The organism is Candidatus Fukatsuia anoeciicola, from assembly GCF_964059965.1.
Classification (GTDB): domain Bacteria; phylum Pseudomonadota; class Gammaproteobacteria; order Enterobacterales; family Enterobacteriaceae; genus Fukatsuia; species Fukatsuia anoeciicola.
The window spans coordinates 1,022,865-1,041,499 of sequence record NZ_OZ060923.1; the positions used below are offsets into that span (position 1 = coordinate 1,022,865).

The following is an 18,635-nucleotide window of genomic DNA, read 5'->3' on the forward strand; positions in this document are numbered from 1 at the left end:
ATACTCATAATGCTCTAAAGTATATTTAGAATATGGTATATATTTTACTGTTATAAAACCTAATTAGTAATAACTGTCATATATTAGATAACTATTAATACTAGTACTTAATATAAATATAGTATGTTATAAAATATTATATAAATTATAGAGTATCCCTATGAATTTTATTGAGAAGTATAGGTTATTTTTGAATGCATGATAAAGGAAAGAGTATTATGACTGATGAAAAATATATGACAAGGGCTATAAAGTTAGCATTATTAGGAAGATTTACTACAGCACCAAACCCAAATGTAGGTTGTGTTATTGTGAATAAAGGAAAAATTATTGGTGAGGGGTATCATTTATACCCAGGAGAACCACATGCTGAAATTTATGCGCTACGTATGGCTGGTAAATTAGCGCAAGGGGCCACTGTTTATGTTACTTTAGAACCTTGTTGTTACCACGGACAAACACCTCCATGTACTGATGCTTTAATTGCAGCAGGTGTTAAACGTGTAGTAGTTGCTATGAATGATCCTAACCCTAAGGTTTCAGGTCGGGGTAGGGTAATGTTAGTAAAAGCAGGAATATTAGTTGAATATGGTATTATGATGGCAAAAGCTGAAGAAATTAACCTAGGTTTTTTAAAGCGAATGCGTACTGGCTTACCTTATCTACAATTAAAAATAGCGGCATCATTAGATGGTTGTACTGCGACAGCATCAGGTGAAAGTAAATGGATTACCTCAAAACAAGCAAGACAAGATGTACAACATTTTCGCGCACAAAGTGCTGCTATTCTAAGTAGTAGTGAGACTGTATTAACAGATAACCCAGCACTTACAGTACGTTGGTTAGAATTTGATATTGATATACAGACTAGCTACCCACATGATAGATCACGTCCATTACAAGGGCATATACGTCAACCCATCAGGATTATATTAGATAGCCGTAATCGGCTACTACCTCAACACAAAGTAATTCAGCAAAGTGGATCTTGCTGGTTAGCTAGAATTAATATTGATAAACAAATTTGGCCTAAAAACGTAGAACAACTTAGTTTACCTGCTTCTAAAAATGGTATCGATCTTCTCTCATTAATGATGATCTTAGCAAAACGTAAAATTAACTCTGTTTGGGTAGAAGCAGGTGCACAGCTTGCTGGCGCTTTATTGCAAGCAAGTTTAGTAGATGAGTTAATCCTTTATCTTGCACCTAAATTATTAGGTGATTATGCGCGTAGATTATGTATCTTGCCAGGATTAAATAACCTAGTAGATGCCCCTCAATTTACCTTAATTGAAGTACGTCAGATTGGTTCAGATCTACGTTTACGTTTAAAGCCTATTCAAGAATCTTAATATTAATAATTTATAAATGCATAATCGTAATTAATAAAAGAATATGATAGAATTTATTTTAGTTTAATCTAGAGATATTAGTCAATATATCATTAAGGGGTTATTATGAATATTATCGAAGGTATTGTAATTAATCAGAATGCTTGTATAGCAATTGCAATTGCACGTTTTAATGCTTTTATTAATAATAGTTTACTAGAAGGTGCTATTAATGCTTTAAAACGTTTTGGCCAAGTACAGAAAAACAATATTACAGTAATTTGGGTACCCGGAGCTTATGAGTTACCATTAACGATACAAGAATTAGCTAAAACTAAGCGTTACGATGCAATTATTGTGTTAGGCACTATTATTAGAGGAGATACGCCACATTTTGAATATATTACTGGTGAATGTAGCTCTGGTTTGGCAAGAGTTGCTATGAATTATAGTATTCCAGTAGCTTTTGGTATATTAACAACAGAAAGTATTGAACAAGCTATTGAACGTGCTGGTACTAAAGCAGGAAACAAGGGGGCAGAAGCTGCTTTAGTTGCACTTGAAATGATTGATATCATTAAGACTATTAGAGCTGATAGTTACTAAAAGGGAAATATGTGAAACCTATGGTTCGTCGTCGTGCTCGTGAGCGTATTGTCCAAGCAATTTATTCTTGGCAGTTATCTAAAAATGATATTACTGATATTGAGTTACAATTTTTATTAGAACAGGATAGTAAAGACATTGACATAACGTATTTTCGGGAATTACTTTCTGGTATTGCTATGGATATAACTACATTAGATAAACAGATAATACCTTATATTTCCCGTAGGATTGAAAATATAGATCAAATTGAAAAAGCCATTTTACGCCTTGCGATATTTGAACTTAGTAAACGTAGTGATATTCCTTATAAAGTAGTAATTAATGAAGCTATTGAATTAGCTAAAATCTTTGGTACCAAAGATAGTCATAAATTTATCAATGGGGTATTAGATAAAGCCGCTCTAGTTATCCGCAAACTAAAATAATCTATTATTTAAATCTTCTGTGTTGCTATAACATAAAACTCATACTATGTTTTAGATTTTACAAAAGTTGTATTTTCATGGAATTATATTATGTCCTATGACGAATCTGACCTTATTATGCGTTATTTTAATCACTATAAAAAAAATCACCAAGGAGTGAAATTAGGCATTGGTGATGACTGTGCATTATTAATGTTACAAGAAAAACAATGGTTAGCTATTAGTACTGATACGCTAGTATCAGGTACTCACTTTTTACCTAATATCAATGCGGCAGATTTAGCTTATAAAGCACTAGCTGTAAATTTAAGTGATCTAGCAGCAATGGGGGCAGAGCCAATTTGGTTATCTTTAGCCTTAACGCTACCTGAAATAAATGAAACCTGGTTAAAAACATTCAGCGACAGTTTATTTAGACAACTTGACTATTATCATATGCAATTAATTGGTGGTGACACAACGTATGGCAAATTAAGTCTAACATTAACTATTTATGGACAATTACCAGCAGGTAAAGCACTTACTCGAGCGGGAGCGAGTGTAGGAAATAGGATTTATGTTAGCGGTACTCTAGGTGATAGTGCGGCAGGTTTAGCGCTATTACAAAATAGATGGCCGGTTGATCAACGATCAATTAATGATAATAAAGATCGTAAATTATTAATTCAGCGTCATTTACGACCGCAACCTAGGATTTATTTAGGATTATTATTACGTAATTTTGCGAGTGCAGTTATTGATATCTCTGATGGATTAGTTACTGATCTGCAACATATACTAAAAACAAGTAATTGTAGTGCATATATTGAATTAGATAAACTACCATATTCAGAAACATTAAAAAAATATATCAGCACCAAACAGGCAAGTTATTGGGCATTAAACGGAGGAGAAGATTATGAACTTTGTTTTACTGTTCCAGAAATAAATTGTAGTTCTTTAGAAACATTACTTGACCAGGTTGCCGTGACTTATACCTGTATTGGTCAGATTATTTCATCTAATGAAAATATTAAATTTTTTACAGCAGGAAGATGTATTCAACCATTACTGCAACCCTTTAAACACTTTACTATGACTAAAGTTAATGAAAAATAAAGTTAAAAGTCATTTACAGCTTACTAATCCTTGGCATTTAATAGCAACTGGGTTTGGTAGTGGACTATTTCCTGTAGGACTAGGTACAGTAGGATCTCTAGTTGCTATTTTATTTTGGTTATTATTAATTTTATTACCGTGGCAATTTTATTTTTTATTTGTAATATTTAGTATTAGTATTGGTATTTATCTTTGTCAGCGCACAGCTAAAGATACACAGATACATGATGATAGTAGAATTGTATGGGATGAATTTGTTGGGATATGGATTACATTTATAGCATTACCGATTAATAATTGGCAATGGGTCACTATTGGATTTGTTATTTTCCGTTTATTTGATATTTGGAAACCATGGCCAATCTGTTGGTGTGATCGTAATTTACAGGGAGGATTAGGTATTATGATTGATGATATCATTGCAGGATTATTTGCCGCTGCTATAATATACTTGTTTAGTCAGTATTAAATATAGTATATAATTAACATGTAAATTATAGATTTATAATTAATATATAAATTATAGATTATAGATTATCCCTATATTTTTGCTAATAAAAAATTATTACAGTATTTCTATAAATATCAAAAATTATTAATAAATAAGTTTCTAACTATATCCTAGGTTTATAACTTCTTTCTTTTATTTATATTTATTTATTTTATTATAATAACTAAGATTGATACCTAATTAATGTTATTAACTTATACATTATTATCTTATCAGTATAATCTAAAAATATAGTTATAATAATCTATCTATCTATTAGTACTATATAATTAGAAAATATTATTCATATTGCTATTAGCACCAATAAAAGATACATGTTGCTAGATGACTAAGTTTAATTATCTAGTTACTTGTTAATAATATAAAAATAATAACATTACTATTTTATTTAGTATAAAATATAGCATATATTTACTAAAAATATAATGACATTATTTATTTAAAGCTTAAATATAATATAATAGGATTAAAATTAAATTAGGATTACAATTAAATAGAGTAGGTTATTAACTATATTAATTTAATTAAAACTTAAATTAAATAGATTACTATTAAACATTAATACTAACCAAAATATATTTGGTCGGCGAGAGAGGATTTGAACCTCCGACCCACTGGTCCCAAACCAGTTGCGCTACCAAGCTGCGCTACTCGCCGATTTATTAATAAAAATTACCTTTACTCTATATTTTTATTATTTTAATATCAATATATCAATATATAAATGTATAAATAACACGGTATAAAGAGAGGGAATTGAACCCTCATGTTTATAAGAGCACTAACACCTGAAATTAGCGCGTTTACCAATTTTGCCACCATCACATATCTTAAAAATTGGGGTGGCTAATGGGATTCGAACCCACGACAACTGGAATCACAATCCAGGGCTCTACCAACTGAGCTATAGCCACCATTATAAAAGTTAATATCTTTTAAGATATAATTCTATTTTCGTAGCTTTTATATATAAAACTAATGGTACGCCCGACAGGATTCGAACCTGAGACCTCTGCCTTCGGAGGGCAGCACTCTATCCAACTGAGCTACGAGCGCCCAAAAAATTATTAATAATAATACTACGATTTTAATATTAGTCTGTCTAGTGATTTTTAAATTAGAATAATTTGTTTGTTTATCTTTTATTCATTTTATTATAACTTAATATAAAAAATATTTTCTATTACTAATTTATTAACTATACATAATACCCTTATAATCTATTTTAAATAAAATTACAAAAAACAGAAAAATAATACGCATTATTAATTTATATAAAGCGTTTTAACTTAATCTAATTTATACTAGATAAAATTTTAGACCTAAAAACAAGCAGAAAAGCATTAAATACTAGCTCGATTTTTAATATTGTATTTTAAATATTTTATTATTTATAGAATACATATTACCTATAATAATAATCATTATTTTATGAATTAGTGTATTCTAGTTACTAAAACGTAGATTATAGAATCTATACTAAATTTTATAGCAAAATTTAATATACCTTAATGCGTGATAGATACTTCCAATACTTCCACTCTAGATACTAAGTATTCTGTATTAATAATTATTAAAATAGCTCTCTATACTAAGCAAGAATACCATTCTATCTATTTAGTAATAATTTTATTAAATGTTAAGTGATGTTAATTTATTTAATTTATTATTCAGACTATTATTTCCTATACCAAAGTGTATTGTTGTTTATGTAGATTAGAACTTATTTTCTTTAATAACTAATACATGTTGACGAAATGTTAATGGATAAGTAATCTTGATATTATGTAAAAATAAATTATTTATATATTAAATGTTAAATTATAAGATCTTTATCTTAGATTATTTAGGGATTTTTATATATACAAATACACTCTATAATTAAAATAATAACAAATATAGATTACTCATAATTTAGTAAAATTAATTTAAACTTAATATACTTAAAAAATAAAGAAAAAATTTTTTAGCACCAAAAAAAACAAATACAATAATCATAAATTATTAATCTAGCATATATTAAATAAAAATATAATTTATATAATTAAATAATCTAAATTATATTAAGTTATTATTAAAATAGGTAATAATAATTTAAATTAAGATACAGTTTAATTTTCTATTAATCGTTTATTTTATCTTATAAGTTTATCTTTAATTTTTTAAAAATTTTAATTAAAATACTAACTATTTATCATTAAATTAACATGTTTTGACCATGTTAATTAACAAAACTATATTTTTTCTATATAGATTAAAAATCTAGTTTAATATATAATAAAATTATTAATTTAAGAAAAAATTATAAAAATAATGAGATAGTCTATTTATTACATAATATATATTATAAAAAGAAGGAATAACTATACTTATAAATTTTTCAAAAAATATAACATATGATGTAGTAGGTTTTCGTTTAAGAACTAGTTAGTATAAAATCAAAATATAAAGTATTTTAAATTTATAGATTTATACATTAAATAAAAAATTTATTACATCACCATCTTTAACTACGTAATCTTTCCCTTCAGCACGTATTTTACCAGCTTCTTTTGCACCTTGCTCACCTTGATAATTAATAAAATCATCAAAAGTGATTATTTGAGCACGGATAAAACCTTTCTCAAAATCTGTATGAATTTTAGCAGCAGCTTGTGAAGCTGTTGCACCTAACGGAATCGTCCAAGCTCTTATTTCTTTAACTCCAACAGTAAAATAGGTTTGCAATTTTAATAAGTTATAACCTGCATTAATCATACGGTTCAAACCTGTTTCTTTTAAACCAAAACCTGCTATAAATTCTACTTGATCTTTATCTGCTAACTCGGCAATATCAGATTCTATTGCTGCACAGATAACAACTACGTTTGCATTTTCTTGTTTTGCTATATAACGTACTTGCTCTAAATAAGGATTTTTTTCAAAACCATCTTCATCTACATTAGCAATATACATAATTGGTTTTAATGTTAAAAAATTTAGATGATAAATAGTATTTTTATCTTCTTTAGTTAACATCATGGTGCGTAACATCTTTGATTTTGCTAAATGTAATTGACATTTTTTTAATACTGTTAATTCAATTTGCGCATTTTTATTGTTTTTCTTATTTTTTTTTTCTATATGCAAAATAGCGCGTTCACAGATTTCTAGATCAGATAACACTAACTCAGTGTTAATAATATCAATATCTTCAGCTGGATTAATTCTACCTGCTACATGAATAATATTTTCATTAGTAAAACACCTTACTACATGACCAATAGCATCAGTTTTGCGAATATTAGTTAAAAATTTATTACCTAGACCTTCACCGCAGGAAGCTCCTTTTACTAAACCAGCTATATCAACAAATTCCATCGTAGTTGGTATGATGCGTTTAGGTTTCACAATTTTAGCAAGTTGTTCTAAACGTGGATCAGGTACTGGTACTATGCCAGTATTTGGTTCAATAGTACAAAATAAAAAATTAGCTGCTTCAATACCTGCTTGTGTTAAAATATTAAATAATGTAGATTTACCCACGTTAGGTAATCCAATAATACTACATTTAAATCCCATATTTTATATACCTTAAAATTTATCAAGATAGATTATTCTCTTAATATCTTGAATTAAATAGTTCTTTTAATTTAAAATAGAATTTTACATGATATTTCATTCGTTAACTTTAAATGAATGCAAACATTGAATTGCTCGATTTATGTTTTCTTCAAAATATAACTTAATACAATAAATAGCTACACTAATAACTTTATTAATTCTCTCTTTTTCATTAATTAGTGGTTTCTCTAAAACAAATCGAAGCACTTTATTACGATCACCAGGATGACCAATACCGATACGTAAACGATAAAAATCAGCAATGTTACTCGTTAGTTTACTTTGAATATCTTTCAAACCATTATGCCTAATATTGCTACCACCAAATTTAAATCTTGCTATCCCAGGCAAGAAATCTAATTCATCATGAGCAACTAAAATTTCTTCAGGTGTAATACTATAGAAATTAGCCATTGCAGCTACTGCTTTGCCACTTAAGTTCATAAAAGTAGTAGGTATAAGTAATCGTATCTCACAGTTAGCAAGATTCATTCGAGCAGTGTATCCATGAAATTTATGTTCTTTCTGCAAAGAAATATGATATTGGTCTGCTAAGCGTTGTAAAAACCAGGCACCAACATTATGCCGTGTTTGTGAGTATTTAATGCCAGGATTTGCTAATCCAACAATTAATTTTATTTGTGTTGTCTTAATATTTATCATGGATTATTATACTAATATTTAATGTTCAAACATTGCAGAAATAGATTCTTCATTACTAATACGACGAATGGCTTCTGCGAGCATGTTTGATAATGTTAGTGTATATACTTTTTCTAGTGCGCTAATATCACGTGATAATGGAATGCTATCACAAACGATAATTTGATCGATAACAGAGTGTTTAATGTTATTAACAGCATTACCAGAGAAAACTGGATGACTTGCATAGGCTAATACACGTTTTGCTCCACTTTTTTTTAATGCTTCTGCTGCTTTACATAATGTACTTGCAGTATCAATTATATCATCAATTAACACACAATCACGACCAGCAACATCACCAATAATATGCATAACCTCTAACTCGTTAGCACGAGAACGACGTTTATCAATAATAGCCATGTCCGTATCTCTTAATAATTTAGCAATAGCACGGGCACGAACTACACCACCTATGTCTGGAGAAACAATAATAGGGTTATCCAGATTTTGTTGTCGCATATCTTCTAATAAAACCGGGCTCCCAAAGACATTGTCAACAGGAACATCAAAAAATCCTTGGATTTGTTCTGCGTGTAGATCTACTGTTAATATACGGTCAACACCCACATTTAATAAAAAATCAGCAACTACTTTAGCAGTAATCGGTACTCGTGCAGATCTAACACGACGATCTTGACGAGAATAACCAAAATAAGGAATCACCGCAGTAATACGTCCTGCAGAAGCACGACGTAATGCATCAATCATAACTAGCAACTCCATCAAATTATCGTTAGTAGGTGCACAGGTAGATTGAATAATAAAAATATCACCCCCACGTACATTCTCCTTTATTTCTACACTAATTTCACCATCACTAAAACGATCTACAGTTGAATTACCAAGATTGATATATAAACGATTAGCAATTTGTTTAGCTAACTGAGGAACAGAATTACCAGCAAAAAGCTTTACATTATCAGACATTAATAAAACCTCAAGTATACATAGAAACAAGATATTTAGAGAGAGTGCGTCGCATTGATGAGATATTAGATCCTTTTGCAATAAAACCATGTAACCACTCTGGAGCAATATTTAATACCTCACGAGCCAATGACTCGGTATCGAACTCAGCAAAAACACAAGAACCAGTTCCTGTAAGACGTGATGGTGCATATTTTGACAGCCATGAAATAATCCGTTTAACTTCATAAAATCGTTCTCTTATAATTGGTTCAAAGTCATTTGTAAAAGGAGTTGCTAAAAGTGTTGCTAAAGAGCGAGTTAGCGTATTTTTTACCAGCTTACTATCGGAAAAAATTAGAGATGTTATAATATTAATACCTGGATGAGCAATTAAATACCATTTTTCAATAGGTATCACTGATTGTAATTTTTCACCAATCCCTTCAGCAAACGCAGACTGTCCGTAAATAAATACTGGAATATCGGCACCTAAAGTTAATCCTAAGATGGCCAATTCCTTATCAGTAAAATTACATTGCCATAGATGATTTAAAGCAACTAAAACAGTAGCAGCATTTGACGAACCACCCCCTAATCCTCCTCCTATTGGTAGATATTTTATAACACTAATATCAGCACCATAATTTTTATTATTAGATGACTTTTTTTGTAATTGAGTTCTTTTTAACTGATCTTGTTTTAATATCTGTTTTTGTAATAAGCGTGCTGCTCGTGTGATTAGATTATGCTCTTGATCAATCCCTGCTAAGGGAGTTAATAGACGAATTTGCTGATCACAACGAGGTGTGATAATTAATTCGTCACCGTAATCAAGAAATTGAAACAAGGTTTGTAACTGATGATAACCATTAGCATATTGACCAGTAACATAAAGAAATAAATTAATCTTTGCTGGAGCAGGCCATATCTGTATCATTTTAGCGTCCAATTATCTATTTTTAATTTAATATATTTTTCTTTTTTTCCTAATTCAACTTGTTTTAATTCAATACGACTAGGTAAATGTATAGTAGGATCTGTATTATAGTTCTGGTAACTCACAAACCATGTAAAAGTATTTTGCTGGTAATTAACTTGTTTTAAATAATATTTATTATCTAAAGTAAAATCATGGCTATCACCAGGCAAACCTATAATCCATTGACGCAGATTATCCATTGGAAGCGATATTCCAGTAAATTTTTGTATCATCTCTTGCGGATTTTTACTGGAATAATGTTTCCCTTGGTTATCGATTAATAAAGTAACTGTAGGCTTTACAAATACTTCAAATTTAGTTATACCTAAAGAACTAGTAAATACTAAACGGTAGCATTCTTTTGAATATTGTTGCCAGAAAAAACGGGCATAAATCTTTTGTTGATCAAAAAAATAAGCCAAAGCACCACTTATTTGGAATTGTTTAAGTTGCTGTAATTGCTGTTTATGTTGATACCATTGAAATAAATTTGGATCTATTGCTATAGAAACTGGTTGTAATATGTTACAAGCCGTTAATATAAAACTAATCAAGAGTAGTACGTAATACTTATGCATGAAATTTTTCATAAAATCCATGTTTATATATAAAATTAATATAACTAGAAAAATAAAATTAATAAGATATATACTATATCTTCAAGTATAGCTTCTATTAGTATGTTTTATTAGGCATAATGTTAATAAATCTTATAAGAATTAGTATTAAATTATTATAATACTATTTATATTGGTTACTAATTATAAGATTAGTCTGATATTATCATATGAATAGGTAAATTTTTACTTAAATTTCTTAATTATTATACTAAATAATTTACTTAAATATCCTTAGTGCATAGTATTGTCTCCTACTTATAACCGTGTTAAATTATATCTTAAAGTAAAGTGCTAAATAGCCTATATTAATAGTTAATTATTTAATGCATGTGCTAATAGTTAAATTTAATAATACTAAAAACTACAAATATTAGATAGGATTAAAAAAGTTTACTACCTTTTGGTATATTCAATTTTATATAATAAATTAAAGCTTTTGTTTTAGAATACTTTAATAAATAAATAAGTACGTATAAATTAATATTAGCGCTAGCATAATTCTATAGTCTTTACTACCTATGCAAGAGATTAAACAAATTTTTAAGTTATGCCTGGACTAAATATTCCTCTAATTATAGTAGGCAAAATACTTAAACTAATTACTATTATTTAGGTAAATATAAAATTAAATAAATAGTAATCTCTAATTATGCGCAGAAAAAGTTAATATCTTTAATTAATAAAGTAAATGTAAAAAATCATTTCTTAAATTAAATATATTATTAGTTAATATAAATATTATTGATTTTATCGTTAATTAATTTCCTGTTTTTAATTAAATTTTATTTTAATATGTATTAAAAATCTATTATGATAATTAACTAATATTATTTTTTAAACTTTCTATGCTGCATAATATTAAATCTAAAATTACTAAATTAGTTAATCCTATCTATATATTGTATAACTTATAAGTTATTATTTAACATGATTTACCTCAGCATAAAATAGTAGATATTTAAATTAAATTAATAGTTAATAGAAAAATATTATTTTTATAATACAACTATAATCGTAAGTCGTTATAGAAAAATTATAAATATTACGCTCAATCATATTAACCATAATTAATATGATATCTAGAATCTTTGTTAATCATTGAATACAGTAAAATATGAAATTAGCTATTATATAATTAACACATAAGCTAATAATCATCTATCTATATACTGATTAATTAGTTTAGTGAGCTACTAATAAGTACAATATATTTTCAATTATTATGCAAATTATTAATTAGATTAATAGTTTAAATAAAAAATTTTTAATATTTATTCAAAATTAACTCTTTTAATTTTTTAATTAAGGTCAAAAAATTCATCAATGAAATCTTCTATTATTACCAAATTACAAGCGTTACAAGAACGTTATGAGGAGTTAGAAGTATATCTTAGTGATGCACAGCTGGTTACTAATCAGGATCGTTTTCGTACTTTATCTCGTGAATATGCACAATTAGGTGATATAATTTGCTGTTTTAAAAAATGGTGCTACATGCAAAATAATATTAAAACAACTAAAACGATATTAGAAGACCCTGAAATGCATGAAATGGCGCAAGATGAGCTAAAAGTTGCTAATATACAAAATGAAGAATTAACACAACGATTAAAATTACTGTTATTACCACAAGATCCCGATGATGAACGTGACTGTTTTCTAGAAATACGCGCCGGAACTGGCGGCAACGAAGCAGCTATTTTTACCGGAGATATATTTCGTATGTATAGCCGATATGCAGAAATACGCCGTTGGAAAATTGAAATTATAAACCTAAGTGAAGGAGAACATGGTGGTTATAAAGAAGTAATTGCTAAGATCTCTGGAGAGGGTATTTATGGTAAATTAAAGTTTGAATCTGGTGGGCATCGAGTACAGCGTGTACCAAAAACAGAATCACAAGGACGTATTCATACGTCAACTTGCACCGTAGCGGTAATGCCAGTTATCCCCGAAGCTGAGTTGCCTAAAATTAATGCTAATGATTTACGTATTGATACTTTTCGTTCTTCTGGTGCTGGTGGGCAACACGTTAATACTACTGACTCTGCTATTCGTATTATACATTTGCCAAGTGGTATTATTGTAGAGTGTCAAGATGAACGTTCACAACATAAAAATAAAGCTAAAGCCATGTCAGTTTTAGCTGCGCGTATCCGAGCAGCAGAAATACAAAAAAGACAACAGGCTAAAACTTTTAAACGACGTAATTTACTAGGTTCAGGAGATCGTTCAGACCGTAATCGCACTTATAATTTTCCACAAGGACGAATAACTGATCATCGTATTAACTTAACACTATATCGTTTAGATGAAATAATGGAAGGTAAATTAGAGATATTAATTGAGCCAATTATACAAGAATATCAAGCTGATCAACTTTCAGCTTTATCTGGATAATAATAAACTTTTTGGTAACTAATGCACTTACTCTTATTTTTACATGAGTATTACTAATAACATCTTAAACAAGAAGATCTCTGTACAATATAAAGCAATAAATAAAGATGCTAAAAGAAAAAAATTCGTTGTTTAATTAGCACTGGATACAGTTTAACTTAAAAATAATAAAAATATCAATATTAGATAAATATAAATAAACAATAATAATTAAAAATTGTATTATATTTAGATAATTATTTATTAATATTTCTCAAATAACTAGATATTATCTAATTATTTTTTTGTAAGCTAAAACTATAGGATAAGTAATAATTACATATTAAAAAGTAATATATAGTATTAGTGTATGCTTATTAACACTACTAAATACTGTTTAAACTAACAAAATATAAAAGTTTTATTAAGAAAAAAGACATATCTTAAAAACTAAGTAATCGTTAATAAAAAGTAAAGCAATTACCTATATAATTTTTATTAATAAAAGACATTATGATTTTAGATTATTCAAGAGTTTTATGTATAAATATATCTTACATTTAAAATAATAATAGATATAGATTACTTAGGACTAGTAAAATTTACTTAAACATAATATTACTTAAAAAATAAAGAAAAAAATTTTTCAAAATTAAAAGATAACTTAATAATTATAAATTATCAAGCTAGTATACATTAAATAAAATGCTATTAGCATAATTAAATAATCTAAAGTTATATTAGATTATTACTAAATAGATAATAATAGTTTAAATTAAGATATAATCTGATTATAGTATGAAAAATTAGATAATAAGAATTTTAGAGGAAGTTTAATAATTATTAAGCTATAACAATCTGATTTGTATTGTTATCTATAATGCTAAAAACTTTATTTATTATATTTTAATTCATCAATTTATGTGTATATCGATTATTAATAAAATAAGTTTATATTTACTACTAATTACTTTTATTTGCTATAAAATAGCGATAACTAGTCTAACTAGATAAAATATAAAATAAATAGTATGCACTTAACTATCTAGCAAGATAAGTATTTACTACCTTGCTAACTAGGTAAATAAATGTATTTTACAGGGTTTGTTTATTAGAGTAATTTAGAAATATATGTAAAATCTAACGTGAAATGATGGGTGTATTTGGTAGTAATAATTATATCTATTATATTTTACTTAGAGCATAATTAACCATGTTATCTAGAAAATATAACTTACTATAATAGTAATTTGTTACTATAGATATACTGTATCTTCTAATTTTATAAATATTCTACCAATTCTATTGGTCTCAAAATAGAATATTAATATAACTTAGCAAAAGAATAATATTTTTCTAATATTTATTAGATCTTAGAGCACTATAAAAGTAATTATTTTAAATATTATAACGTTAAGTATTTAACTATTATTAAAAATATTTACTGTATTTTTGTGTTTAACTTTGATTATCTTTTGTATTTATGAGGAACTACATCTACTAAGACTAATTTACTAACTTATTTATATTTAGAGCTAGTATAAAAATATAATTTTAAAATAAATACTAAATAGATTTTTAGAGTAAAAAGATATTAGTCAATATTTATTTATTATAGTGGTGCCCGGACTCGGAATTGAACCAAGGACACGAGGATTTTCAGTCCTCTGCTCTACCGACTGAGCTATCCGGGCAACAAAATACATTAAACCTTATTGATGTTTTAGCGTCAATAAGTTTTTTATCAAAAAGTCAGCTAATTTTTATAAGTAGCTTATATAATATATTAACTGGTTATAATAAGTTGCTCAATAAATGAGTTGCTCATTGTAAATATAGATTAAAACTTAAGAACAATTATGTATTAGATTTCTTTAGTAACCAATACTCTTATTTTTATTCTGACATGAATATTGCTAATAATATCCTGAACAAAAAATTTCTATGCAATATAAAACAATAAATAAAGATATTAAAAAATTTGTTGCTTAATTAATACTAAATTTAATTTATATTAAAAATAATAAAAATAACTTTATTTATCTATATAAATTTTTTAACTAAAAAATCTACTATTTATATAGTAAAATATTAACTAAAACTAATTATTAATTAGTCTTAGTTCTATAAAATTTAATTAGATTGTCTATATATTTCCATTTATTAAATTGAATATTAATTTATCCTATTTTAAGATCTAATTACTTTAGATAACATAAAAAATTAAGTGTGAAAATCATATCAATACATCTATGTTGTTAATAATAGTTAGATACTTATTCTAGATATAACAATAATTATTAAAACAGTCTTTAGTAAAGTTTAATTGACTTTAATTAATCTTTAAAAAAATTTTTAATTTTATTCTATAACCATAACACCATTAGTTGTTGCTACCAATACAAGATCTGCACCACGATTGGCAAACAATCCTACACTTACTACCCCAGCAATACAGTTAATAGTATTTTCTAAAGCAATAGCATCTACGATTTGCAAATAATGTACATCTAAGATTTCATTACCATTATCAGTAATTACATTCTGACGATACTCTGGCAACCCACCAAGTCTAACTAGCTCACGAGCTACAGCAGATCGTGCCATCGGGATTACCTCAACAGGAAATGGAAATTTACCTAAAATACTTACTTGTTTTGATTCATCTATAATACAAATAAATTTATTAGCAATAGCAGCAATAATTTTTTCACGAGTTAATGCCGCCCCCCCTCCTTTGATCATTTGTTTTTGCTTGTTAATTTCATCAGCACTATCTACATAAACATCTAACATATCTACAGTATTACAATCAAAGACAGGGATACCGAGATTTTTAAGTTTTGCTGTCGATATATCTGAACTAGAAACAGCACCTTTAATATGATATTTAATTGTTCCTAAGGCATCTATAAAATGTGCAACCGTAGAGCCCGTACCTACGCCAATAATCGAGTTAAATTTAACATATTTCAATGCTGCCCAACCAACTGCTTTTTTAAGCTTATCCTGAGTCATAATTAATTTATTGCCTATCATTAATCTAATAATAATTAATTGAATTATAATGTAAAAATATTACTACAGTGTACAGCTAATTATAAAGATTAAGAATACTATATAATATAAAGTACACTAGTTATGGGCATCTAAAATTAATTGCATTAATAATATTCTATATTATAATTCTACTAATATAATACTTAGTTGTATTAGTATAAATTTATTAAGATAAAACAAAAACTAATAATTACCTGCTTACAATATAGTACGCTATACTTGATTAAATACTACTATTTAAAATTAATAGACTTAAATAACTTATCTAATAGTATGAGTAATATTGTTACTATATGCATGATTATTAAGTTAACATAAATATATAAATAATACAGCTAATTAGTATAGTTAGTTTAGGAAGCTAAATATCTTAGTAGATTAATAATCTTATTGTTTTAATAATTATTTTTAGTATACTATTAATAATATCAGTAATTAGATCTAATACAGTTTTATTACTCTAACTAGTCAATAAAAAATCATCTTATTCTATAAAATAAGATGATTAGTCAATAGACTAAATAAGTACTTAACTAAGTTTAAACTTTTAATAAAATTTGAACTAAGTTAAGACTAATTATTTAGTTTGCATTATTAATAAATTTATATTATATATATTAATGTTATAAATTATAGTTATTTTAGTATTAGCATTAATTAATTATATTAACTCTAGAATAATAAATCATCATTATATGCTATACTATAGTATTAGATATATCGCGTAATTTTAAATGCTAATAATGCCATAGCTAGTTTTTTACTTATTAAATTTAAATTTTTAGTAAGTAATAAAAAATCTAAAATACTATTTATTTATTATTAATAAATCCTAAATTTTACTACAAAAAATATAAATTAAAACATAAAGAGAAATAGATTTTAAGATATTAAATATAGATATAATTAATAGCAGATTGTTAAAGTAACACAGTTTTTATTGTGATAATTATTAATTATTATCTTAAGTATATAATTTATTTATGGTAATAGATAAAAAAGAAAGAGCGCTATTACTATTAGATAACTTAATTTTTATCAGATAAATTAATTTTAAACTATATTGTTATAGATAACACATAAAAGTAATTATGCTATATTGATAATTTATTCAGTAGTAGTTTTTAAGATAAATACTAATACTTATACTATATCTCGATATATTATTATTATTAAAAATTATTTATTAAATTAGTATATAATTAATATTAAGAATTTAAAATATAAATTATTTATCATATAAATTCTTACATTCAGGGTAAAATATATTACACAAAATAACATCAGCATATAGCACAGTATAGTAGCGCACCGTTATAGTGTGGCCGGTGGTCAGAAGTTTAAATCTTCTTATGCTAATTAAATTTAATAATTAAACTAGCTATTTAATAGCTAGTATTTTTTAAAAAATTTGTATATAGTAAAATAATAAAAATTTTGGATAAAAAATATCTTAGAGCATAAAATAAGCAATTTAGCTATTATCTGCAGATATACTCATCTAGTTAAATTTTTTACTGTTATCATACTTAATTTTTTATAGGTAATATACTTTTAAGAAAAAAGAAATTTCAACTTAGATAGATATAGCATTTAAATTAATCCTTATTTTACTCATAACTATTTTGAGTTTTTCTTTCTTATGATTATGAATACATATAATTTAAGCAGATATAAAATCTAAATAAACTTTTAATTAAAATATATTTTTTTATATTACCCATAACATTTTATTAAGAGATCTTTTAAAATATTAAAAATTTACTCTAATAAAAATTTTTTAGACTAAAATATGAAATAAATAAAATTTAAATTTAGAGTATATAGTTAATTTATGATATAATAGATATTATTAGATTAGATCGTTTATATTATTTTTTATTTATTAAATTAAAACTAACTTCCTAGAAGAGAAAAATAAAAAATTTAAAATATATGTAGAAATTAGTTAACTTAGTTTAATATGTTACTTTTAACATAAATAGACTTAAATTCTAATATTTTATAGAAAATAATAATGTAATATTAATTCTTTATTTTTCTTACGTTTTATTAAGGTTTTATTTAAATAAAACTATAAGTCTTATAGCATAAGACTTATTTTATATTAATACTTAGATTATTTTGTATTAATAAAATATATTACGTTATAGTTCGTATATCTTTGTTATACATGGTAAAAGTTAATAATTATTTATTATTAGCATAATAAAATTTTATAAGTCTCTAATAAATAAAAAAAATTATACCTTATATAATCTGATAAATTAGTTATTTGTTTATGATAACAGTTAAAGTATAAGAAATATAAAAGTTTTAATAATATTAAAAAACTTTTATATAAATTTAATATAATATTTGAATAATTATTAATATAAGATAGAATTATATTCTATAAAAAATTAA

General features: G+C 25.9%; 12 protein-coding genes and 4 tRNA genes. 6 read left to right on the forward strand and 10 right to left on the reverse strand.

From position 1 onward, the window contains the following. Positions 1 to 215: 215 nt before the first annotated feature. From ribD to pgpA, 5 genes are all read left to right on the forward strand, one after another. On the forward strand, positions 216 to 1,352 hold the full coding sequence (gene ribD / locus AB4W73_RS03230; RefSeq protein WP_367680776.1) for a bifunctional diaminohydroxyphosphoribosylaminopyrimidine deaminase/5-amino-6-(5-phosphoribosylamino)uracil reductase RibD: 1,137 nt from the start codon (positions 216 to 218) through the stop codon (positions 1,350 to 1,352). 105 nt (positions 1,353 to 1,457) lie between these two features. Beyond that, positions 1,458 to 1,937, forward strand: coding sequence for a 6,7-dimethyl-8-ribityllumazine synthase (gene ribE / locus AB4W73_RS03235; RefSeq protein WP_367680395.1), 480 nt, complete (start codon positions 1,458 to 1,460; stop codon positions 1,935 to 1,937). Between the two features lie 11 nt (positions 1,938 to 1,948). Next, complete coding sequence (gene nusB / locus AB4W73_RS03240; protein WP_367680396.1) at positions 1,949 to 2,365, forward strand: transcription antitermination factor NusB; 417 nt, start codon at positions 1,949 to 1,951, stop codon at positions 2,363 to 2,365. 90 nt (positions 2,366 to 2,455) lie between these two features. Beyond that, complete coding sequence (thiL, locus tag AB4W73_RS03245) at positions 2,456 to 3,463, forward strand: thiamine-phosphate kinase (protein WP_367680397.1); 1,008 nt, start codon at positions 2,456 to 2,458, stop codon at positions 3,461 to 3,463. Continuing rightward, on the forward strand, positions 3,453 to 3,932 hold the full coding sequence (pgpA, locus tag AB4W73_RS03250) for a phosphatidylglycerophosphatase A (RefSeq protein ID WP_367680398.1): 480 nt from the start codon (positions 3,453 to 3,455) through the stop codon (positions 3,930 to 3,932). Before thiL ends, pgpA begins: the two co-directional genes overlap by 11 nt. Positions 3,933 to 4,554: 622 nt before the next feature. On the opposite strand, the gene AB4W73_RS03255 is transcribed toward pgpA, so the two are convergent. The 8 genes from AB4W73_RS03255 to lolB form a co-directional block, all read right to left on the reverse strand. Beyond that, a tRNA-Pro gene (locus AB4W73_RS03255) sits at positions 4,555 to 4,631 on the reverse strand. 181 nt (positions 4,632 to 4,812) lie between these two features. Beyond that, positions 4,813 to 4,888: transfer RNA gene (locus AB4W73_RS03260), tRNA-His, on the reverse strand. Positions 4,889 to 4,953: 65 nt separating this feature from the next. Continuing rightward, a tRNA-Arg gene (locus tag AB4W73_RS03265) sits at positions 4,954 to 5,030 on the reverse strand. A gap of 1,413 nt (positions 5,031 to 6,443) precedes the next feature. After that, a complete protein-coding gene (gene ychF / locus AB4W73_RS03270) occupies positions 6,444 to 7,535 on the reverse strand; it encodes a redox-regulated ATPase YchF (RefSeq protein ID WP_367680399.1) in 1,092 nt (363 codons plus the stop codon). Between the two features lie 96 nt (positions 7,536 to 7,631). After that, positions 7,632 to 8,240, reverse strand: coding sequence for an aminoacyl-tRNA hydrolase (pth, locus tag AB4W73_RS03275; protein WP_367680400.1), 609 nt, complete (start codon positions 8,238 to 8,240; stop codon positions 7,632 to 7,634). Positions 8,241 to 8,258: 18 nt separating this feature from the next. Continuing rightward, positions 8,259 to 9,209, reverse strand: coding sequence for a ribose-phosphate pyrophosphokinase (locus tag AB4W73_RS03280; protein ID WP_367680401.1), 951 nt, complete (start codon positions 9,207 to 9,209; stop codon positions 8,259 to 8,261). A 10-nt stretch (positions 9,210 to 9,219) separates the two neighbouring features. After that, positions 9,220 to 10,128, reverse strand: coding sequence for a 4-(cytidine 5'-diphospho)-2-C-methyl-D-erythritol kinase (ispE, locus tag AB4W73_RS03285; protein ID WP_367680402.1), 909 nt, complete (start codon positions 10,126 to 10,128; stop codon positions 9,220 to 9,222). Further along, entirely contained in the window at positions 10,125 to 10,760 is a 636-nt protein-coding gene (lolB, locus tag AB4W73_RS03290; protein WP_367680403.1) for a lipoprotein insertase outer membrane protein LolB, read from the reverse strand. Before lolB ends, ispE begins: the two co-directional genes overlap by 4 nt. 1,353 nt (positions 10,761 to 12,113) lie before the next feature. Here lolB and prfA point away from each other — a divergent pair. Then, entirely contained in the window at positions 12,114 to 13,190 is a 1,077-nt protein-coding gene (prfA, locus tag AB4W73_RS03295; protein ID WP_367680404.1) for a peptide chain release factor 1, read from the forward strand. 1,597 nt (positions 13,191 to 14,787) lie between these two features. On the opposite strand, the gene AB4W73_RS03300 is transcribed toward prfA, so the two are convergent. Continuing rightward, positions 14,788 to 14,863 (reverse strand) — tRNA-Phe (locus AB4W73_RS03300). A gap of 667 nt (positions 14,864 to 15,530) precedes the next feature. Continuing rightward, positions 15,531 to 16,187, reverse strand: coding sequence for a ribose-5-phosphate isomerase RpiA (rpiA, locus tag AB4W73_RS03305; RefSeq protein WP_367680405.1), 657 nt, complete (start codon positions 16,185 to 16,187; stop codon positions 15,531 to 15,533). Positions 16,188 to 18,635: the final 2,448 nt, after the last annotated feature.

Coding starts and splice junctions, on each gene's coding strand:
- ribE (WP_367680395.1), top strand. CDS start 1,458: ATGAATATTATCGAAGGTATTGTAATTAATCAGAATGCTTGTATAGCA.
- thiL (WP_367680397.1), top strand. CDS start 2,456: ATGTCCTATGACGAATCTGACCTTATTATGCGTTATTTTAATCACTAT.
- pgpA (WP_367680398.1), top strand. CDS start 3,453: ATGAAAAATAAAGTTAAAAGTCATTTACAGCTTACTAATCCTTGGCAT.
- ychF (WP_367680399.1), bottom strand. CDS start 7,535: ATGGGATTTAAATGTAGTATTATTGGATTACCTAACGTGGGTAAATCT.
- pth (WP_367680400.1), bottom strand. CDS start 8,240: ATGATAAATATTAAGACAACACAAATAAAATTAATTGTTGGATTAGCA.
- AB4W73_RS03280 (WP_367680401.1), bottom strand. CDS start 9,209: ATGTCTGATAATGTAAAGCTTTTTGCTGGTAATTCTGTTCCTCAGTTA.
- ispE (WP_367680402.1), bottom strand. CDS start 10,128: ATGATACAGATATGGCCTGCTCCAGCAAAGATTAATTTATTTCTTTAT.
- lolB (WP_367680403.1), bottom strand. CDS start 10,760: ATGAAAAATTTCATGCATAAGTATTACGTACTACTCTTGATTAGTTTT.
- prfA (WP_367680404.1), top strand. CDS start 12,114: ATGAAATCTTCTATTATTACCAAATTACAAGCGTTACAAGAACGTTAT.
- rpiA (WP_367680405.1), bottom strand. CDS start 16,187: ATGACTCAGGATAAGCTTAAAAAAGCAGTTGGTTGGGCAGCATTGAAA.